The organism is Thalassotalea fusca, from assembly GCF_053485835.1.
On the sequence record NZ_JBQRUN010000011.1, the window covers coordinates 1 to 17,520 of the forward strand.

The 17,520-nt window shown below is 40.9% G+C and carries 14 protein-coding genes and 1 pseudogene; 2 read left to right on the plus strand and 13 right to left on the minus strand.

The features are described from left to right. Together ACSLUK_RS13575 and ACSLUK_RS13580 are read right to left on the minus strand one after the other, a co-directional pair. A pseudogene (locus ACSLUK_RS13575) lies at nt 1-111 on the minus strand (IS110 family transposase); the annotation flags it as partial. Between the two features lie 387 nt (nt 112-498). Beyond that, complete coding sequence (locus tag ACSLUK_RS13580; RefSeq protein WP_448549210.1) at nt 499-1,485, minus strand: GlxA family transcriptional regulator; 987 nt, start codon at nt 1,483-1,485, stop codon at nt 499-501. A 462-nt stretch (nt 1,486-1,947) separates the two neighbouring features. On the opposite strand from ACSLUK_RS13580, the gene tcdA reads away from it, so the two are divergent. Further along, nucleotides 1,948-2,748 (plus strand): tRNA cyclic N6-threonylcarbamoyladenosine(37) synthase TcdA, encoded by an 801-nt coding sequence (tcdA, locus tag ACSLUK_RS13585; protein ID WP_448549211.1) that lies wholly within the window; start codon nt 1,948-1,950, stop codon nt 2,746-2,748. Here the strand turns inward: tcdA and ACSLUK_RS13590 are convergent. Continuing rightward, nucleotides 2,741-4,408 carry a SufS family cysteine desulfurase gene (locus ACSLUK_RS13590; protein ID WP_448549212.1) on the minus strand — a complete coding sequence of 556 codons (1,668 nt, stop codon included), beginning with the start codon at nt 4,406-4,408 and terminating at the stop codon, nt 2,741-2,743. The two genes, tcdA and ACSLUK_RS13590, sit on opposite strands and share 8 nt — an antisense overlap. A gap of 267 nt (nt 4,409-4,675) precedes the next feature. On the opposite strand from ACSLUK_RS13590, the gene ACSLUK_RS13595 reads away from it, so the two are divergent. After that, the gene (locus ACSLUK_RS13595; RefSeq protein ID WP_448549213.1) at nt 4,676-4,885 is read left to right on the plus strand and encodes a hypothetical protein; all 210 of its coding nucleotides are present in this window, start codon (nt 4,676-4,678) and stop codon (nt 4,883-4,885) included. Nucleotides 4,886-4,903: 18 nt separating this feature from the next. Here ACSLUK_RS13595 and ACSLUK_RS13600 read toward each other — a convergent pair whose 3' ends face one another. The 10 genes from ACSLUK_RS13600 to rimP form a co-directional block, all read right to left on the minus strand. After that, complete coding sequence (locus tag ACSLUK_RS13600; RefSeq protein WP_448549214.1) at nt 4,904-6,340, minus strand: tetratricopeptide repeat protein; 1,437 nt, start codon at nt 6,338-6,340, stop codon at nt 4,904-4,906. Between the two features lie 23 nt (nt 6,341-6,363). Continuing rightward, nucleotides 6,364-7,254 (minus strand): protease adaptor lipoprotein NlpI, encoded by an 891-nt coding sequence (nlpI, locus tag ACSLUK_RS13605; RefSeq protein WP_448549215.1) that lies wholly within the window; start codon nt 7,252-7,254, stop codon nt 6,364-6,366. A gap of 145 nt (nt 7,255-7,399) precedes the next feature. Then, on the minus strand, nt 7,400-9,529 hold the full coding sequence (pnp, locus tag ACSLUK_RS13610; protein ID WP_448549216.1) for a polyribonucleotide nucleotidyltransferase: 2,130 nt from the start codon (nt 9,527-9,529) through the stop codon (nt 7,400-7,402). Between the two features lie 298 nt (nt 9,530-9,827). Then, entirely contained in the window at nt 9,828-10,520 is a 693-nt protein-coding gene (locus ACSLUK_RS13615) for a flagellar brake domain-containing protein (RefSeq protein WP_448549217.1), read from the minus strand. 188 nt (nt 10,521-10,708) lie between these two features. Beyond that, the gene (gene rpsO / locus ACSLUK_RS13620) at nt 10,709-10,978 is read right to left on the minus strand and encodes a 30S ribosomal protein S15 (RefSeq protein WP_448549218.1); all 270 of its coding nucleotides are present in this window, start codon (nt 10,976-10,978) and stop codon (nt 10,709-10,711) included. A 151-nt stretch (nt 10,979-11,129) separates the two neighbouring features. Next, nucleotides 11,130-12,083 (minus strand): tRNA pseudouridine(55) synthase TruB, encoded by a 954-nt coding sequence (truB, locus tag ACSLUK_RS13625; RefSeq protein ID WP_448549219.1) that lies wholly within the window; start codon nt 12,081-12,083, stop codon nt 11,130-11,132. Nucleotides 12,084-12,086: 3 nt separating this feature from the next. Beyond that, on the minus strand, nt 12,087-12,485 hold the full coding sequence (gene rbfA / locus ACSLUK_RS13630) for a 30S ribosome-binding factor RbfA (RefSeq protein ID WP_448549220.1): 399 nt from the start codon (nt 12,483-12,485) through the stop codon (nt 12,087-12,089). Between the two features lie 83 nt (nt 12,486-12,568). Beyond that, the gene (gene infB / locus ACSLUK_RS13635; protein ID WP_448549221.1) at nt 12,569-15,235 is read right to left on the minus strand and encodes a translation initiation factor IF-2; all 2,667 of its coding nucleotides are present in this window, start codon (nt 15,233-15,235) and stop codon (nt 12,569-12,571) included. 22 nt (nt 15,236-15,257) lie between these two features. Next, nucleotides 15,258-16,754, minus strand: coding sequence for a transcription termination factor NusA (nusA, locus tag ACSLUK_RS13640; protein ID WP_448549222.1), 1,497 nt, complete (start codon nt 16,752-16,754; stop codon nt 15,258-15,260). Between the two features lie 24 nt (nt 16,755-16,778). After that, on the minus strand, nt 16,779-17,237 hold the full coding sequence (gene rimP, locus ACSLUK_RS13645; RefSeq protein WP_448549223.1) for a ribosome maturation factor RimP: 459 nt from the start codon (nt 17,235-17,237) through the stop codon (nt 16,779-16,781). Nucleotides 17,238-17,520 lie beyond the last annotated feature (283 nt).

Here is a 17,520-nt window from a genome sequence, read left to right on the forward strand (position 1 = left end):
CAAATAACCTTTCACATGCTGTGGGGGTAATAATTCCACCGTATGTCCCTTTTCCAACAACAGCCTTGCCCAATAATGAGCGCTTGAGCAGGCCTCCATCGCTACCTTGTCAAATTTAAGTGTTGAAAAGAGCTTTAATAACCGAGCTCTTGATACTGTACCTTTTTTCTCAACGCGACCTTGTCTGTTTAAAAGTACGAAACTAAAAGAATGTTTTGCTAAATCTATTGCTAATACACTAAAGTTAGTCATGGTCTTCTCCATTTTGATTGTTGAGTTAACACTACAATCATGGCACATAGATGCCGATTATGGGTGGAGGAGACCATTACATCGAACGGGGTGTTGTGTGTTGTGGTCAACTAATTCCGTACGTCCTGAGTAGGAGGTACGACGTATCGAAGGATGATTTAAGCCCGCTCACATTTAGACTATATTCGCTCATCCTGAGCTCGTCGAAGGACGTGCTCAATGTTAATGAACAACACTCAATAAAGCTTAAGAAAATTTTTGACGATAATCTCTGGGCGTCAAACCGGTAAATCGTTTGAACAGCTGCCTGAAACTACTCACATCTTCATAACCTACAGACCAAATAACATTATTAATAGGTTCCGTTGTTTTCTCTAATTTATCTTTTGCCCGCTCTACCCTAATACGCTGTAAATAACTAATAGGATTCTCGTTAGTTGCTAGTTTGAAACGACGTTTAAAGGTGCGTGCACCTAAACCCACATGATCGGCCAATGCATCAATAGAGACTTCTTTATGATAATGGGACTCCAACCACTCTTGAGCTTTAAGGATGGCCTGATCATCGTGCTTTTTCTGCCGCTCAAAAGTTACATATGGCGATTGTTTCTGCCTGACAGGATCAAATACTAGATACTTGGCGCAATCAGATACAATGTCCTTGCCTGCATATTTTTCAACGAGATATAGAGACAAATCTATGTACGACATAGAACCACCTGAACAAATCACATCACCATTATCGATAATTAGCCGCTCGCAATCGAGTTTAACGAATGGGAAAACACGACGAAATAAATCTGCACTCCGCCAATGAGTTGTCGCCACCTTGCCATTTAAAACACCAGCAGACGCTAATAAAAAACTTCCTGTACAAAAACTGGTGATCAACGTGCCCTTTTGATGGCAATACTGCAGCCATTCATTGATTTCCTTTTGATTAACGTAAGTTATATCGTCACCGCAACAAGCAATCACCACCTCAACGCCAGCTGACGCAATGATGACATCCGGCACTTCGTCTTTACTGATTTGTGCTGTTGGCGCTATTTGAATACCGTTATACCCCATCACAGGTTTATTGTTAATTGTTACAATTTGACAGTCTATTTTTTCTTCAACGTCTTTTCCATAACGCTTTTGTAGGCAATAATTAGCTGCAATACAGACATCTAAAACACCGTAAACAGCTGACACCATACAAGCATCTGTTGCGAGTACCCAAATTTTCATAGCAAACACCGTGGCACAATTGGCACTAAATGTGTCAAATATGCCACCTGTACTTAAATTGGTCAATGGATAAAATAAGATTAACTTCATAGGACAGGACAATGTTATGAAACTCTCACTTAAGGCGTACCATTATTTTATTCGTTCATTAGCTGTGCTTTCACTCACTACACTGGCAATAATTCCTTTGTGTTATCAAACATCACTCACATCAAAGTTGTTGTTTATTCCGCTAGGTTTTCTAGTTACGTGCGCAGTGTTCATTTATCTAGAACAAGCAGTTATGCACGTTGGATTTAGAAAGACATCAACGAACAAACAACTGTTAGCGCACAAGTCTCCACTGTCTAGGATTTGTTTCTGTTGCCGTTAACCCCTTTAAGTAAAACATAGCGATTAACACTTAGCGGAATGAGAAAAACTGATATAATGCCTGCCAATTTTAATTAGCTAGTAATAAGCATGTCAGAATACAGTCAGCGCTTTGGTGGTATTGCGCGCCTTTATGGGCAAAATGCATTAAACAGTTTTTCACAAGCTCATTTTTGTGTCATTGGCATTGGTGGTGTCGGTTCATGGGTAGCAGAAGCGCTTGCGCGTTCAGGAATTGGGCAAATTACACTCATCGATCTTGACGATATTTGTACCACCAATGTGAATCGCCAAATACATGCCTTAACGCACACTGTTGGCGAAAGTAAAGTCGAGGTAATGGCTGAACGTATATTAGCAATCAACCCAGAATGTAAGGTTAACCAAGTTGAAGATTTCATTACACTGGAGAATTTGTCAGAGCATATTCACAGCGGATACGATTATGTCGTAGATGCAATAGACTCGGTCAATGTAAAATCTGCCATCATCGCTAGATGCAAGCGAAACAAAATTTCCATGATTACAATTGGCGGTGCTGGTGGCCAGATTGACCCAACACAAATTGAGATCTGCGATTTGGCAAAAACTTACCAAGATCCATTATTAGCGAAAGTACGAAATCAGTTAAGACGTGAATATAACTTTTCTCGCAACGTAAAACGAAAGTTCTCGATAGACGCCGTCTTTTCTACTGAACAGCTATCTTACCCTGACGAAAATGGTGAGGTTTGTCAGGCCAAGCAAAATGCAGACGGTGCAATGAAGCTTGATTGCAACACCGGTTTTGGTGCCGCAACACATGTTACGGCTTCGTTTGCATTCTTCGCTGTTGGCCACGCTCTCAAAAAATATTTAGCCAAATGCAATCGTGACAATTCGACTAGCTAGCATACTCATTGGCTAAACGTTTAATCTTCGTAACTATTGCTTTGAGTCCGTTGCCTCTTGACGGGCTTAAGTGCTCAATCAGTCCCAATTGTGTAAAGTAATGCTCAATATCAAATGCTAATATTTCATTAGGTGTTTTATCCTGATAAGCAGCAAAAACAATATGAAGCAACCCTCTTATTACTCGCGCCTGACTATCAGCTTGTAGCATTAGACGGTTGTCAGAACTAAGTTTTCCGACTAACCAAGCATCACTTTCACAGCCCGTAATGAGACTCTCTGGGGTTTTAAATTCATCAGCCATGCGTGCAAACGATTTTCCAAACAACATGATTTGTCTATGCTTCGAATCCCAGCCTTTAAGTGCAGAAAATTGTGCTACGAGTGCATCGCTGTTAGTTGACAATGGTTCAATTGCAGCCGGAGTAAGTTGACCGTTCTGTGCCGCGTTTGCTTGTTCGTCCTGCAAAAATGCCTCAAGTACGCTTACCAAACGATCTACTTCTTCAATCGTATTATAAGGTGCTAAAGCCACACGAATGCATCCTTGAATACTAAAGGCTTCCATTAGCGGCATAGCGCACATGTAACCAGAACGCACGGCGATATTGGCAGCGTCAAGTGCAGATGCCAAATCCTTGGTAGCAAAATTACCCGTAAAACTAAATAACGGAATATCAGGCTTTTCTTGAACAAGCAGGTTTATTGCAGGCAGCTTTTTCAACTGATGATAGGTATAGTCAACTAATTGCTGCTTGTAGGTGTGCTTTGAGTTTAGACGATACATTTCTATAAGATCGATCGCGGCGTCCATTGCCACAACTGCCGAAATATTTGGCGTACCCGCTTCGAACTTGAATGGAATTTCATTAAACGTTGTCTGTTCAAATGACACTGATTTGATCATTTCACCACCAAGTTGATATGGCGGCATGCTTTCGAGTAATTCAGCTTTACCGAACAAAATCCCTAAACCCGTTGGACCATACATTTTATGTGCAGAGAATGCGTAAAAATCACAATCGAGTTTTTGCACATCTACTTTTATGCTTGCAATTGCTTGTGCTCCGTCAATTAACACTTTTGCACCAACACTACGTGCTAAAGCAATAACGCCTTCAATAGGGTTAACTTTGCCTATTACATTGGAAATATGGCAACAGCACACAATTTTCGTTTTCGCCGTTATTAATTTTCTTGCAGCTTTTATATCAACAGTGCCTTCACTAGTTAGCGGCATTACGATTATCTTTGCTCGCTTGCGCAATGCTAACTGCTGCCACGGGACAATATTGGCGTGATGTTCCGCTTGTGACAAAACAATTTCGTCACCTGCTTTTATGTTAACCTCGCCCCAAGTTGCTGCGACTAAATTAATCGCCTCTGTGGTTCCTTTTGTCCAGATAATTTCTTTTTCATTATTTGCATTTATAAAACGAGCAACACGTTGTCGGCTTGCTTCAAACTGTGAAGTAGATTGAGCACCTAACCGATGAGAAGAGCGGTGGACATTGGCATTTTGTTCACTATAAAACATGTTTATCGCGTCAATTACCGATCTAGGTTTGTGGGTTGTCGCCCCATTATCAAAGTAAATGGTATTAGATGAAGATAAGATAGGAAATAATGCTCTAAAAGCTTTAATATCAAACGAATCCATTAGTGGCGAGTTATTTTTAGATTAATTTGACCTAATTATATCCTATGTATAGCAATAAAACTTCTATAAGAATCTTTCACAACATAATTCATGTTCAAGATAAATAGACCAGCGGCTAATCTTAGGATTTTGCAGTGAAATTTCGACCTGCAGTAAATATCAGCCATCATTTCATGACACCTCTATAGCTTACGTCGCGTAGCCTCCAATTAGGTAACCACCGTATTTTAGACTATACCTATAGGGAGTCATTAATGGGGAAGCCAAATGTCTTTATTTTGTTGGTTCAAACGAACCGAGAAAATGGCACCTCAGGGACGAAGTAGTCAAGAAAATACCAATAATCAGGAACGCAATCATCATGCAGCTATGTGGCCAGTTGCACGTGTTCGACCAACAAAAAGCTACATTCTTAAACAACAAGCTAAAATACGAATGCGGCGAGAGCTTATCATTTTCAAAACGAGCCATATCTAGCAGGTATTGTTAGTATGTTTATTCGCTGTTCTGTTGCAGAGAGTGATGATTTGAAATACCGAATTGGGTTTTCAATAACCACTCTCTCGCTAGAGCTGTATAACCTCGCCTTTCATTAGCAAGTGCAATATTAAAGTGGTAACTTGGGTGAACAAACTCATTAGCGCTTGTTGTTGCCAATTGGTGATAAAGCGATGGTACGGTCATTTCCTGATATTCGAGCGAAGTAAAATAACCAACTGCCTTAAATGCATGCATTGTAGAATTGTCACATGTATTCGAAGGAAATAAACCAATTTCATTTGCATAGCTTGCAGGCGTGCCAATTTGCCACATGTTATCTATTCGCTCAAGAATTGGTGTGGTTGGCGCTATTTTGTCGGCCCAAGGCACGGCTTTGAGTAGCATTTCGCGCGCGGATTGTCTATCTTCAAATAAAACTGTAGGTGTAACAACTACATTGGGAGCAATCGCGGTTAGCTGCTGAGTCTGACAATCTACATGCCCAATAGGTAACGGGTACTCATCGACAAACCCTAACAAATGCCAGATTTCGTGGGCAAATACATCAACCGAGTCCTTCCTGTCGATATAAAATATGCCTTCATGAACATTAGCTCCGCCCTCAGGCAACAACACACCAATATAACGAGCCGCAATTCCTTGTACATTATCTTTCCAAATATGTTCATCACATTGTATCGCCTTCGTCGCGTCCAATTGACAATTTAACTTAGATAGCGCGATATATTTCACTTGCTCAAAGCAGAAATAGCGGCCTACCGCCTTTTGTTCGATTAACTTAATTAGCTGTTCTGCTCGCCTTAGATCTTCCTTATTAGTGGCAAATAATTGAATACTCGTTTCACATTGCTGGGAGTCAATTAGTATCGGTTTGAATACTTGAAACTTATTCAGCGTTGCCATGGTGTCTTTAGACCACTGCGTTTGCTCTCGGGCTTGCAGTATATCGCGAATCTTATTGATGTTACCCAATGCAAGATGTGCATCAATAAGATAATCAAGCAATACAGTACTTTGTTCAGAAGACGAAACAACTTGCTCTATTTGCTCATAGCGACCTTGTGCATATAAATAAGCAGCGACGGCTTCCTTTCCTTTTGTGTCTAAGTCATTTAACCCTAGTGCATGCAAGTACCACTTATCAGCTAGCTTTTGCTCGTGCTGCGCTTCGAAGAATTGACCAAGTGCAATTGCGTAGCGTGCAGAAGACTGTGCAAGATAGACGGCAGCGTCTAGCCAGTCTCGACTACCCTTTTGAGCATTTTGGTATTGATAACGATGATATGTTTTGGGGCTATACGTTTGTGCGAGTTTTAGCTCCTGTGATGATGCACTCCCTTGAGTTACAACATGCGCCAAGTATTCCGAAAGACTATAATGATCGGTAGGGATTAATAACAAAAATGCAATGACAAACCACTTAACCCACATCGTAACTTGCTAACCCTGTGTACCTAATTATTTACTTCAACCATTGCCTGTTTGATCAAGTCAAGTTCCAGTTTGGCGTATCTATGCTCAACAAATTCGTACACATTGGTTCCAAGCGCAAGTTTGTAGAAATTACTTGCATCATTGATTCGGCCGCTAAATTCACTGTACTTACCTAAGTAAAAATACGCTTCGCACAGTCTTTCACTTAGCTCTTTGTTTGATCTTACCTGCAACGTTAAACGGCGAATAAACTCGCGCTGACTGATGTCTCCGCTAAACAAACTAATAATATTTTTTGCCCACACAGAGTCATCAATATGATGACTGTTACTCTTTAACCTGGATACTGCTAATTCAGGAGAAATTTCTCTATCAGCAATATAGAGCCACAGTAGTCTGTATGGATCAGATGGATTTAACTGATAAAACGTACTTAAGTCATCTACGGCTAAACTTGGTCGGCCACCATAATACAAAGCGATACCACGATTTAAATAGGCATAATTATGGTTGGGCTGTAATTCAAGCGCAGAATCAAAAGCATCATAGGCCTGATTGTATTCTTGCAGTTGAGTGTAATGAATGCCGATAAAATTGTATGCGTCAACTAATGTTGGTTCTAAACTTAATGCTCGATTAAAATCGAGTCGAGCCAATGACCTCAAACCCACGCTGTCATACACAACGCCTCTATCATAAAACAACTGTGCACGCTGCGAGTCAGTGACTTCTGCACGCATTAGCACTTCAGTCAGTTTGGCCAATGCGATTTCAGATTTATAATTGACAGGAACTGGCTCAGCTATAACAAGTTCACCAACCCCTTGCGAAATATTCTGAGTACTCATACAGCCTGAAAGCACAAGGCCCACTGCACATACTGACAACGTAAAAGCGGATTTAATTGACATTAATACCTAACCAATTTAAACAAAAATGGGAGCCACAGGCTCCCATTTTTAATATGACTGCGATACTTTGATACTAACATAATCGTAGTATTTTGCTCGCAAAAAGCGTCACAACTTAATAATAAATTGTGACATTTTTTTATTTTTACTCTGCAGAGTCAGATTCAGCTGACGCTTCTTCTTTCTTTTCTGCAGCTTCTTTCATGCTTAAACGCACGCGGCCTTGGCGATCTACTTCAAGTACTTTAACCGTCACTTCTTGGCCTTCTGTCAATACGTCAGTTACCGCATTAACGCGCTCTTCTGAAATTTGAGAAATATGTACTAGTCCATCTTTACCTGGAAGTACATTCACAAATGCACCAAAATCAACAATTCTTACTACCTTACCAGTGTAAATGCGACCCACTTCAATTTCAGCAGTTAATGCTTCGATACGAGCAATCGCGTCACGCGCTTGGTCACCGTCAGTTGCCGCAATTTTAACTGTACCATCGTCTTCAATTTCGATAGTAGTGCCAGTTTCTTCGGTTAATTGACGAATCGTTGCACCGCCTTTACCAATCACTTCGCGGATCTTATCGGCGCTAATCTTCATCGTATGAATACGTGGCGCAAACTCAGAGATGTCATTTCTGTGCTCATTAATCGCCTCGTCCATCACACTCAAAATATGAATACGTGCAGCTTTTGCTTGATTCAATGCAATTTGCATGATTTCTTTTGTGATACCTTCGATCTTGATATCCATTTGAAGAGCAGTAATACCGTTACCAGTACCCGCTACTTTAAAGTCCATATCACCTAAGTGATCTTCATCACCTAAGATATCTGACAAGACAACAAAGTTCTCGCCTTCTTTAACTAGGCCCATTGCAATACCTGCAACAGAATCTTTAATTGGTACACCTGCATCCATTAACGCTAGTGAAGTACCACAAACTGAAGCCATTGACGATGAACCGTTAGACTCTGTAATTTCCGATACTACACGAACTGCATACGGGAATTCGTCAGCAGACGGCATAACCGCTTGAATACCGCGTTTTGCAAGACGACCATGACCAATTTCACGACGCTTTGGTGAACCAACAAAACCAGTTTCACCTACACAGTATGGAGGGAAGTTGTAGTGCAACATGAAGTTTTCTGTCTTTTCACCCATAAGCGTGTCAAGACGTTGTGCATCACGCTGAGTACCTAAAGTTGCCGTTACTAAGGCTTGCGTTTCACCACGGGTAAATACCGCACTACCGTGAGTTCTTGGTAGCACACCTGTCATTACGTCAAGCGCACGTATCATTTCTGGATCACGACCATCGATACGCGGAGCGCCTTGAGTGATTCGACCACGAACAACTTTCTTTTCTAAATCATGAAGTAATTCTTTTGCTTCACCTTCATCTAGCGCTTCGTCTTCACCAAGGCCTTCTTGTAACTTCGCTAAAACAGCGGCTTTAATTTCGCCCACTTTTTCATAACGCGCAGCTTTTTCTGTGATTTGATAAGCTTGTTCAAACTCAGCAGATGCTAGCTCAGCAATTTTATCTGCCAACGCAACATTTTTCTCAGGCGCAGCCCATTCCCATGCTGGTGTATTCACATCATTTGCGAATTCATTAATCGCCTGAATAGCCGTTTGCATTTGTTCATGACCGTATACTACAGCACCTAACATCACTTCTTCTGATAAAACAGCTGCTTCTGATTCAACCATAAGTACAGCTGATTCTGTGCCCGATACAACTAAGTCTAACTGGCTGCTAGCCAATTCAGAACTCAATGGGTTTAATAGGTATTTTCCGTCTTGGTAACCAACGCGAGCCGCGCCCACTGGGCCACTAAATGGAATGCCTGAAATAGCTAATGCTGCAGATGTACCAAGTAAAGAAATAATATCAGTAGGGATTTCTGGATTAGCAGAAACTACTGTAATAATTACTTGTACTTCGTTAGTAAACCCTTCAGGGAATAAAGGACGAATTGGGCGATCGATCAAACGAGCAATTAATGTTTCTTCTTCAGAAGGACGACCTTCACGTTTGAAAAATCCACCAGGAATTTTACCTGCTGCGTACGTTCTTTCTTGATAGTTAACTGTTAACGGGAAAAAATCTTGTCCTGGAACAGCTTCTTTCTTACCTACAACAGAAACTAATACGCTAGTATCGTCCATGCTTGCCATAACGGCTGCTGTAGCTTGTCTTGCAATAACACCTGTTTCTAGTGTTACTTTGTGTTGACCGAACTCAAATGTTTTTGTAATTGGAGTCACTCGTTAATTCCTTATTTTTTTAGAATTGAAACCAATCTGTACAATCATCTGAATACTGAAATTTAATGATGTGTTTTGAATATTCAAATGATTATACAGCTTGGCATATTTACATGTTAATTTTGCCCGCTAATTATAACGGCAAACGCGAGTTTTACTAGAGGGTTAGCGCAAATGTTGGCGGGTTTATTTAAATTAAATCAATGTACGCTTAAACTGCACTCAAAATATGTCAGTTACAGAAAATGCTTCTAGCAAACAACGTTCGAAATAGGCTTCAAAAAATTGCCATGTGCGATCACACTCTTGAGCCCCTAAGTACAAACTCTTGCAGCATAATTTCAACATCTTTCAGTGAATCCTTATTAAAGCTTATCCCTAAAAATGTTGCGTTGTTTACCTTCCGAATATTTTTTAATACACCGTTAAACTTAAACGTTTTATTGTTTTGCGCTTGGCTCAGTACAATAGTCAACGAATCTTCAATCTCCACATTTGGCACGTCACAACAACAAAAACAACACCCACTGATTGAAATATCTTCAAGACCTCCTTCAAAGGCCTGGTCCCCTATCTTGATATTCGCCTCTAAATCTAAACTAAATCTAGGTTCGTGACGCAATAAATATAACTGAATTTTATCAGGAAGACTTGCCGCCAACATCGCAAAAGGTGGTGCATAATGCCTTAGAATCGTACTCCGAAATGCGATAATGGCTCCCTCGCCTTGAGTTGACAATGCTCGTACCGTCATTATGTTGCTTGGGTTAAGAAGTTCAGGGTGTTTTGCCAAAGTAGAAGATGGCATCTTAAACAGTAAGGCATGGTCTACTTGATAGCCAATGTATTGTGATTTGAATTTCTCCTGTACAACGTCAGTACGCTCAATCTCAAACGTAACATTAGCGCCCACAGGTAATAACTCTATCCCCTTTTCTAAGCATACGGTATTGGTTTTGTTCTGTTCTCTATTTTCAATAACATTGGCCATCAAATCTAAAATACCATTGAGTTAACCATCTAAATCAATTGGTATAAATCCCTTTAAGCTAAGATAATTTAAATGATGGTAGGAAATGGAAAAAAAATCAAAATCTATGCTGTTGATTTGTGGCATGTTTGAAAAATAAAAAGCCAAAAAAAAGGAGCCATAAGGCTCCTTTTTCAGAAAATCTTGTCTTAGCGACGTAGACCTAATTTACCAATTAAAGTCGCGTAACGAGCATTGTCTTTGCGCTTCAAGTAGTCAAGAAGTTTACGACGTTGGCTAACCATGCGTAATAAACCACGACGTGAGTGGTGATCATGGATGTGCTCTTTGAAGTGACCTTGTAGGTGGTTGATTTGTGTAGTTAACAAAGCAACTTGAACTTCTGGAGAACCAGTGTCACCTTCTTTTGTTGCGTATTCAGCAACGATTGTAGCTTTTTGTTCAGCAGATAAAGACATAATAAATACCTTTTAGTGTTAAAAATATAAATCTACTTGAGCCAAACACTAATTCAGCCCAAGAATTCAAGAGCGCGTATTCTAACAACTCTCAAAACGAATGCAACTTAAATTTGCGTGGGTTTAACGTATATCAAACAAGTTAAGTTGTTTATTGAGGTTCATCAACCACAGTTATACGTTTAGGTGCAACTAGTCCATCGTCATTCATCGAGCCAACACCAATAAACTCCCCACTTTCGACATCATCACCAATAATAACTTGAACTAAGCCACTCACTGGTGAATTTACTGCCTGAACAGGGTTTCCGTTGCGTAGATAGCGTGCTGATTCTTCATCTATAAATACAGGATGCATCCCTGTCACCGCCGTATTTAACGGTAACAATAGCGGATCCAATAATGTAGATGGTTGAATATCTTTCGCTCTCGCTTCCTCAAGCAATGATTCAAGCTGTTCAAGTGTCACCATTTTATCAGCCGGATAGCTGCCAACGCTGACTCTTCTTAGCACAGTTACATGAGCACCACATCCTAAAAGTTCACCTAAATCATCAACTATCGTGCGAATATAAGTGCCTTTTGAAACATGAATTTCCATATCAACTTCATCGTTTTCAAAGCGCAACAAATCCAAACGGTACACTTCGATTTCACGAGATTCACGCGGCACTTCAATACCTTCTCGAGCGTACTTATATAAGGGTTGACCTTGATATTTAAGTGCCGAGAACATTGAAGGAACTTGTTGTGTTTTGCCACGGAATTTATCGATAGCCTGTGCTAATTGTTCAGGCGAAACATTGACTTCGCGCTCGCTTACAATATCACCATCAACATCACTCGTTGTAGTACGAACACCTAGCTTAGCAGTAACAAAATAAGTCTTATCCGTATCAAGCAAAAACTGTGAAAATTTAGTGCCTTCGCCGAGGCAAACAGGCAACATACCTGTAGCTAAGGGATCTAATGCACCTGTATGACCAGCTTTTTGCGCAAAATAAATGCGTTTTACTTTTTGCAATGCATTATTAGATGATATGTCGTAAGGTTTATCTAACAACACAATGCCATGAACGGCACGACCTTTTCTACGTTTCGCCATGTACTAATCTTCCTCTGACGACTCATTTTTGTCTTGTGCTCGGCGTTTGTCTTCTTCAACTGCTTTGTTCACAAGGTTGGTCATTCGAACACCTTCCACCATTGATTCATCATAAACAAAACGTAATTCGGGCATGATGCGCGCCTTAATTCGTTTCGCCAGTAACGAACGAATAAATCCTGCGGCTTCATTTAAAATTACGATGGAATCTGCCACATTTTGTTCTCCAACGGTGAAAAATGTCACAAATACCTTTGCATAAGCTAAGTCACGAGTCACTTCTACAGCAGACACTGTCACCATGCCTAATCTCGGATCTTTTACTTCGCGTTGAATAATCATGGCAACTTCTTTCTGAATTTGCTGAGCAACACGATCGGTACGAGCATACTCTCTTGCCATATACTTCTCCTAAACTATTCTAATTCAGATTAAAATGGGGGCAATTGCCCCCATAGTCTTAATCGTCTCTATTCCAACTGTTATTAAAGCGTACGCTTAATTTCAACAGTTTCAAATACTTCGATTTGGTCACCAACTTTTACGTCATTATAGTTCTTAACACCAATACCACATTCAGTACCGTTACGAACTTCCTGAACGTCGTCTTTAAAGCGGCGAAGTGATTCAAGCTCACCTTCATAAATAACAACATTTTCGCGTAAAACACGAATTGGGTTATTACGCTTAATAAGACCTTCAGTAACCATACAACCTGCGATGGCACCAATCTTAGGTGATTTAAACACATCACGAACTTCCGCAAGACCAATGATTTCTTGCTTAAATTCAGGAGCAAGCAAACCACTCATCGCTTGTTTCACTTCGTCAATCAAGTCATAGATAACGCTGTAGTAACGTAAATCAACACCTTCAGCTTCGATAACTTTACGAGCAGATGCATCCGCACGTACGTTAAAACCAACTACGATTGCGTTTGATGCGGCAGCCAATGAAGCATCAGTTTCTGTAATTCCACCTACGCCTGAACCAATGATTTTCACTTGTACTTCGTCGGTTGACAATTTAACAAGTGCATCTGAAATGGCTTCAAGTGAACCCTGTACGTCAGACTTAAGTACCACATTAACTTCTGATACTTCGCCTTTTGACATGTCAGAGAACATATTTTCAAGCTTAGCTTTTTGCTGACGAGCAAGTTTAACATCACGGAACTTACCTTGACGATAAAGAGCAACTTCACGTGCTTTACGTTCGTCTTTAACAACTGTCGCTTCATCACCAGATTGTGGCACACCACTCAAACCAAGTATCTCTACTGGAATTGACGGGCCTGCACTTTCAATTTGATTACCTAATTCATCGCGCATTGCACGTACACGGCCATATTCAAGACCACACAATACGATATCACCTTGCCTCAATGTACCTTCTTGAACCAATACAGTTGCAACCGGACCACGGCCTTTATCAAGTTTAGACTCGATAACAACACCGTTCGCCATTTTGTCTACAACAGCTGTTAATTCAAGTACTTCCGCTTGCAGAAGAATAGAATCAAGTAATTCATCAATACCTAACCCAGACTTAGCTGATACGTGGACAAACTGCGTATCTCCACCCCAATCTTCAGGAATGATGTCGTGTTGAGACAACTCAGTCTTAACACGGTCTGGATCCGCCGTCTCTTTATCCATCTTGTTCACAGCGATAACAATTGGTACCGCTGCTGCTTTAGCATGCTGAATAGCTTCTATCGTCTGAGGCATTACACCGTCATCTGCCGCAACCACGATAATTACGATATCAGTAGCTTTAGCACCACGAGAACGCATTGAAGTGAACGCTGCGTGACCTGGTGTATCAAGGAATGTAATCATACCTTGATCAGTTTCAACGTGATATGCACCGATATGCTGGGTAATACCACCCGCTTCGCCAGCTGCAACTTTTGCTTCACGAATGTGATCAAGCAATGACGTTTTACCGTGGTCAACGTGACCCATGATAGTAACGACTGGCGCACGTGTTACGGAATCACCTGAATCACCACGATCTGATAATACCGCTTCTTCCAACGCGTTTTCTTTCACCAAAATAACGGTATGGCCCATTTCTTCAGCCACTAATGCAGCTGTTTCTTGGTCGATAACTTGGTTAATCGTTGCCATTGCGCCCATCTTGAACATTTCTTTAACAACTTCAGCACCTTTAACAGCCATTTTGTTAGCTAATTCAGCAACCGAGATTGTTTCGCCGATACGCACTTCTTTCGTTTTTGCTTCAACAGGCTTTTGGAAACCATGTTTTAAGCTTTGCGGCGCAGCTAAAGTTTTCTTACCCTTACCTTTGCCTTTGGCTAATTTATCAGCCTGATTACGCTTCTTACGGCGACGGCGACTACCTTCTTCTTCTGAATCAATCGCATCTTCCGCTTCTTGTGCGTATTTAGAGCTTGTTAAATGTACAACATCATTTTCATGTGCTTTACGTTCAGCTTCTTGCGCTTTCCAGCGAGCTTCGTTTTCTTCAGCTAATTTTTTTGCAGCTTCAGCGGCAGCTTTCGCTTCTTGCTCAGCTTTCTCTTCCGCTTCTTTTTCTTGCTGTAAACGAATTTTTTGCTCTTCTGCGCTTTCTACAACAGGCGGTGCCTGCTTTACGCTTTCATCGATTTCTTTCGCTTTTTCAACCGCAGCGGCTTTGGCTTTAGCTTCTGCGTCTGCCTTAGCTTTTGCTTCTGCGTCAGCCTTTTCTTTAGCTACTTTTGCTTCGGCGTCAGCTTTGGCTTTAGCTTCAGCTTGTGCTTTCTCTGCTGCCAATCTTTCTTCTTCAGCTAAACGCGCTTCTTCTTCAGCTTTAGCTTGCGCTTCAGCAAGCTGTTGCTCTTCTAGCTCACTACGCTTCACATATGTTCTTTTCTTACGAACTTCAACCTGCACAGACTTTGCTTTACTGCCGCTTCCCATAACGAGAGTCGATTTTTTCTTACGACTCAACGTCATTTTGCTAGGATTAGCTGACGAATCATCACCATGCTGTTTTTTCAAGTGTTCAAGTAACGCTTCTTTTTCTTGCTGCGTTATTGAGTCACTTGCAGATTTGGTAACGCCAGTGTCTGCCAATTGGCTCACTAATTTATCTACCGGCGTTCCGATCTCTTTGGCAAGTTCTTCTACTGTTACATCTGCCATCTATTGTATTCTCCCGGTAATCTTATTCTTCATTAAACCAACAGATATTACGCGCAGCCATGATTAACTCACCGGCTTTTGCTTCATCTAATTCTTCAATATCTGCTAAATCATCAATGCCTTGCTCTGCAAGGTCTTCTAAAGTCGCAACGCCACGACTTGCTAATACAAATGCTAAGTGGCGCTCTAATCCTTCTAAACTCAACAAGTCTTCAGAAGGTTCAGCATTCTCAAGTGATTCTTCACTTGCTAATGCCTGTGTAGTTAATGCCGCTTTTGCACGATCACGTAATTCATTAACAATATCTTCGTCCATACCGTCAATTTCCAGTAGTTCAGCTACTGGTACATACGCAATCTCTTCTAACGAAGTGAAGCCTTCTTCAACAAGTAACGTTGCAAAGTCATCATCAATGTCCAGCTTTTCAGTGAACAAGTTAAGTACTTTGTCATTTTCTGCCTGATGTTTGCTATTCATGTCATCAACTGTCATGACATTCAATTCCCAACCAGTTAACTGGCTTGCCAATCGAACATTTTGACCGCTACGACCAATTGCCATTGCTAAGTTGCCTTCTTCAACAGCAATATCCATGGTGCCTTTGTCTTCATCAACAATAATTGACGCAACTTCAGCTGGAGCCATCGCATTGATAACAAACTGCGCAGGGTTATCGTCGTATAATACAATGTCAACACGCTCGCCACCCAACTCACCTGACACTGCTTGTACACGTGAGCCACGCATACCAACACATGCACCAACTGGGTCGATACGTTTATCGTTGCTTTTAACTGCAATTTTTGCACGAGAACCTGGATCACGTGCAGCACCTTTGATTTCTAGCATTTCTTCGCCGATTTCAGGTACTTCTACGCGGAATAGTTCAATTAGCATTTCAGGCTTTGTACGGCTAACAAATAATTGTGCGCCACGTGCTTCAGGCTTAATTGCGTACAACAAACCTCTTACACGGTCACCTGGACGAAACACTTCGCGAGGAAGCATATCATCACGATATATAATCGCTTCAGCGTTGTTGCCTAAATCTAGAATCACATTTTCACGGCTAGCTTTTTTAACTACACCTGTGATTAATTCACCTAACTGCTCTTGATACGCATCAACAACTAGTGCACGTTCTGCTTCACGAACCTTCTGAACAATAACTTGTTTAGCTGTTTGCGTAGTAATACGATCAAATTTTACTGACTCAATTTGTTCTTCAATGTAGTCACCTGCTTTAACTTCAGGATCGTCATATTGCGCAGCAGCTAGGCTGATTTCGGCGTATTGATTCTCCATCTCGTCAACAGTATCATCTACCACTAACCAACGTCTGAAAGTGTCAAATTCACCTGTTTTGCGATCAATGCATACACGTACAGCAATGTCACCTTCATATTTTTTCTTAGTCGCTGTTTCTAACGCGGTTTCCATTGCTTGGAAAATGCTCTCACGTGGTAGTGCTTTTTCGTTAGAAACGGCATCTACGACTAGTAATACTTCCTTACTCATGCTTATAGCCTTAAATATTCGTTATTATTCAAATGAAGGGACAAGATTCGCCTTATCGACATTACCGATAATAAGTTCGTAATCTTCACCGTCCACGTTAACCACTAAAACATCATTCTCTACCGCAACAAGTTTGCCTTTAAACTTGCGACGGCCATTCAATGGCATTGATAATTTCACATCAACCTTTTCACCTACAACGGCTTCAAAATGCGCTAAGGTAAATAATGGTCGATCTAACCCTGGAGAAGACACTTCCAGGTTATATTCAGTACTAATCGGGTCTTCAACGTCAAGAATTGCGCTGACTTGACGGCTGACTTCTGCACAATCATCAACATTAATGCCATTTTCATGGTCAATATATATCCTCAACACAGAATGCTTGCCCGCGCTGATAAATTCTATACCTAATAATTCCTTACCCGTTACTTCAACGGCCGGCCTTAACATCTCTGCTAACTTATGTTCAAACTTAGCCAATCATATTCTCCAGATACAAAAAAAGGGCATATAGCCCAGCGTAAAATTCTTTGCTGTCATTGTGACTTTTTACAAAACAAAAGGCACAAAAAAACCCCTTAACACGGGGCCTACTTTTCACTGAACCCGCATTAAGCGTTACCGGATTAACACCCGATAACTCACTAAAACAATAATAAACAGAAATTGTTACATAACAAATATCTGCTTTCAGTGAACATTGCTTTAGCTAAAAGTTGAGCGAATTATACAGACTGCATCCGTTAATAACAAGCCTAAATAC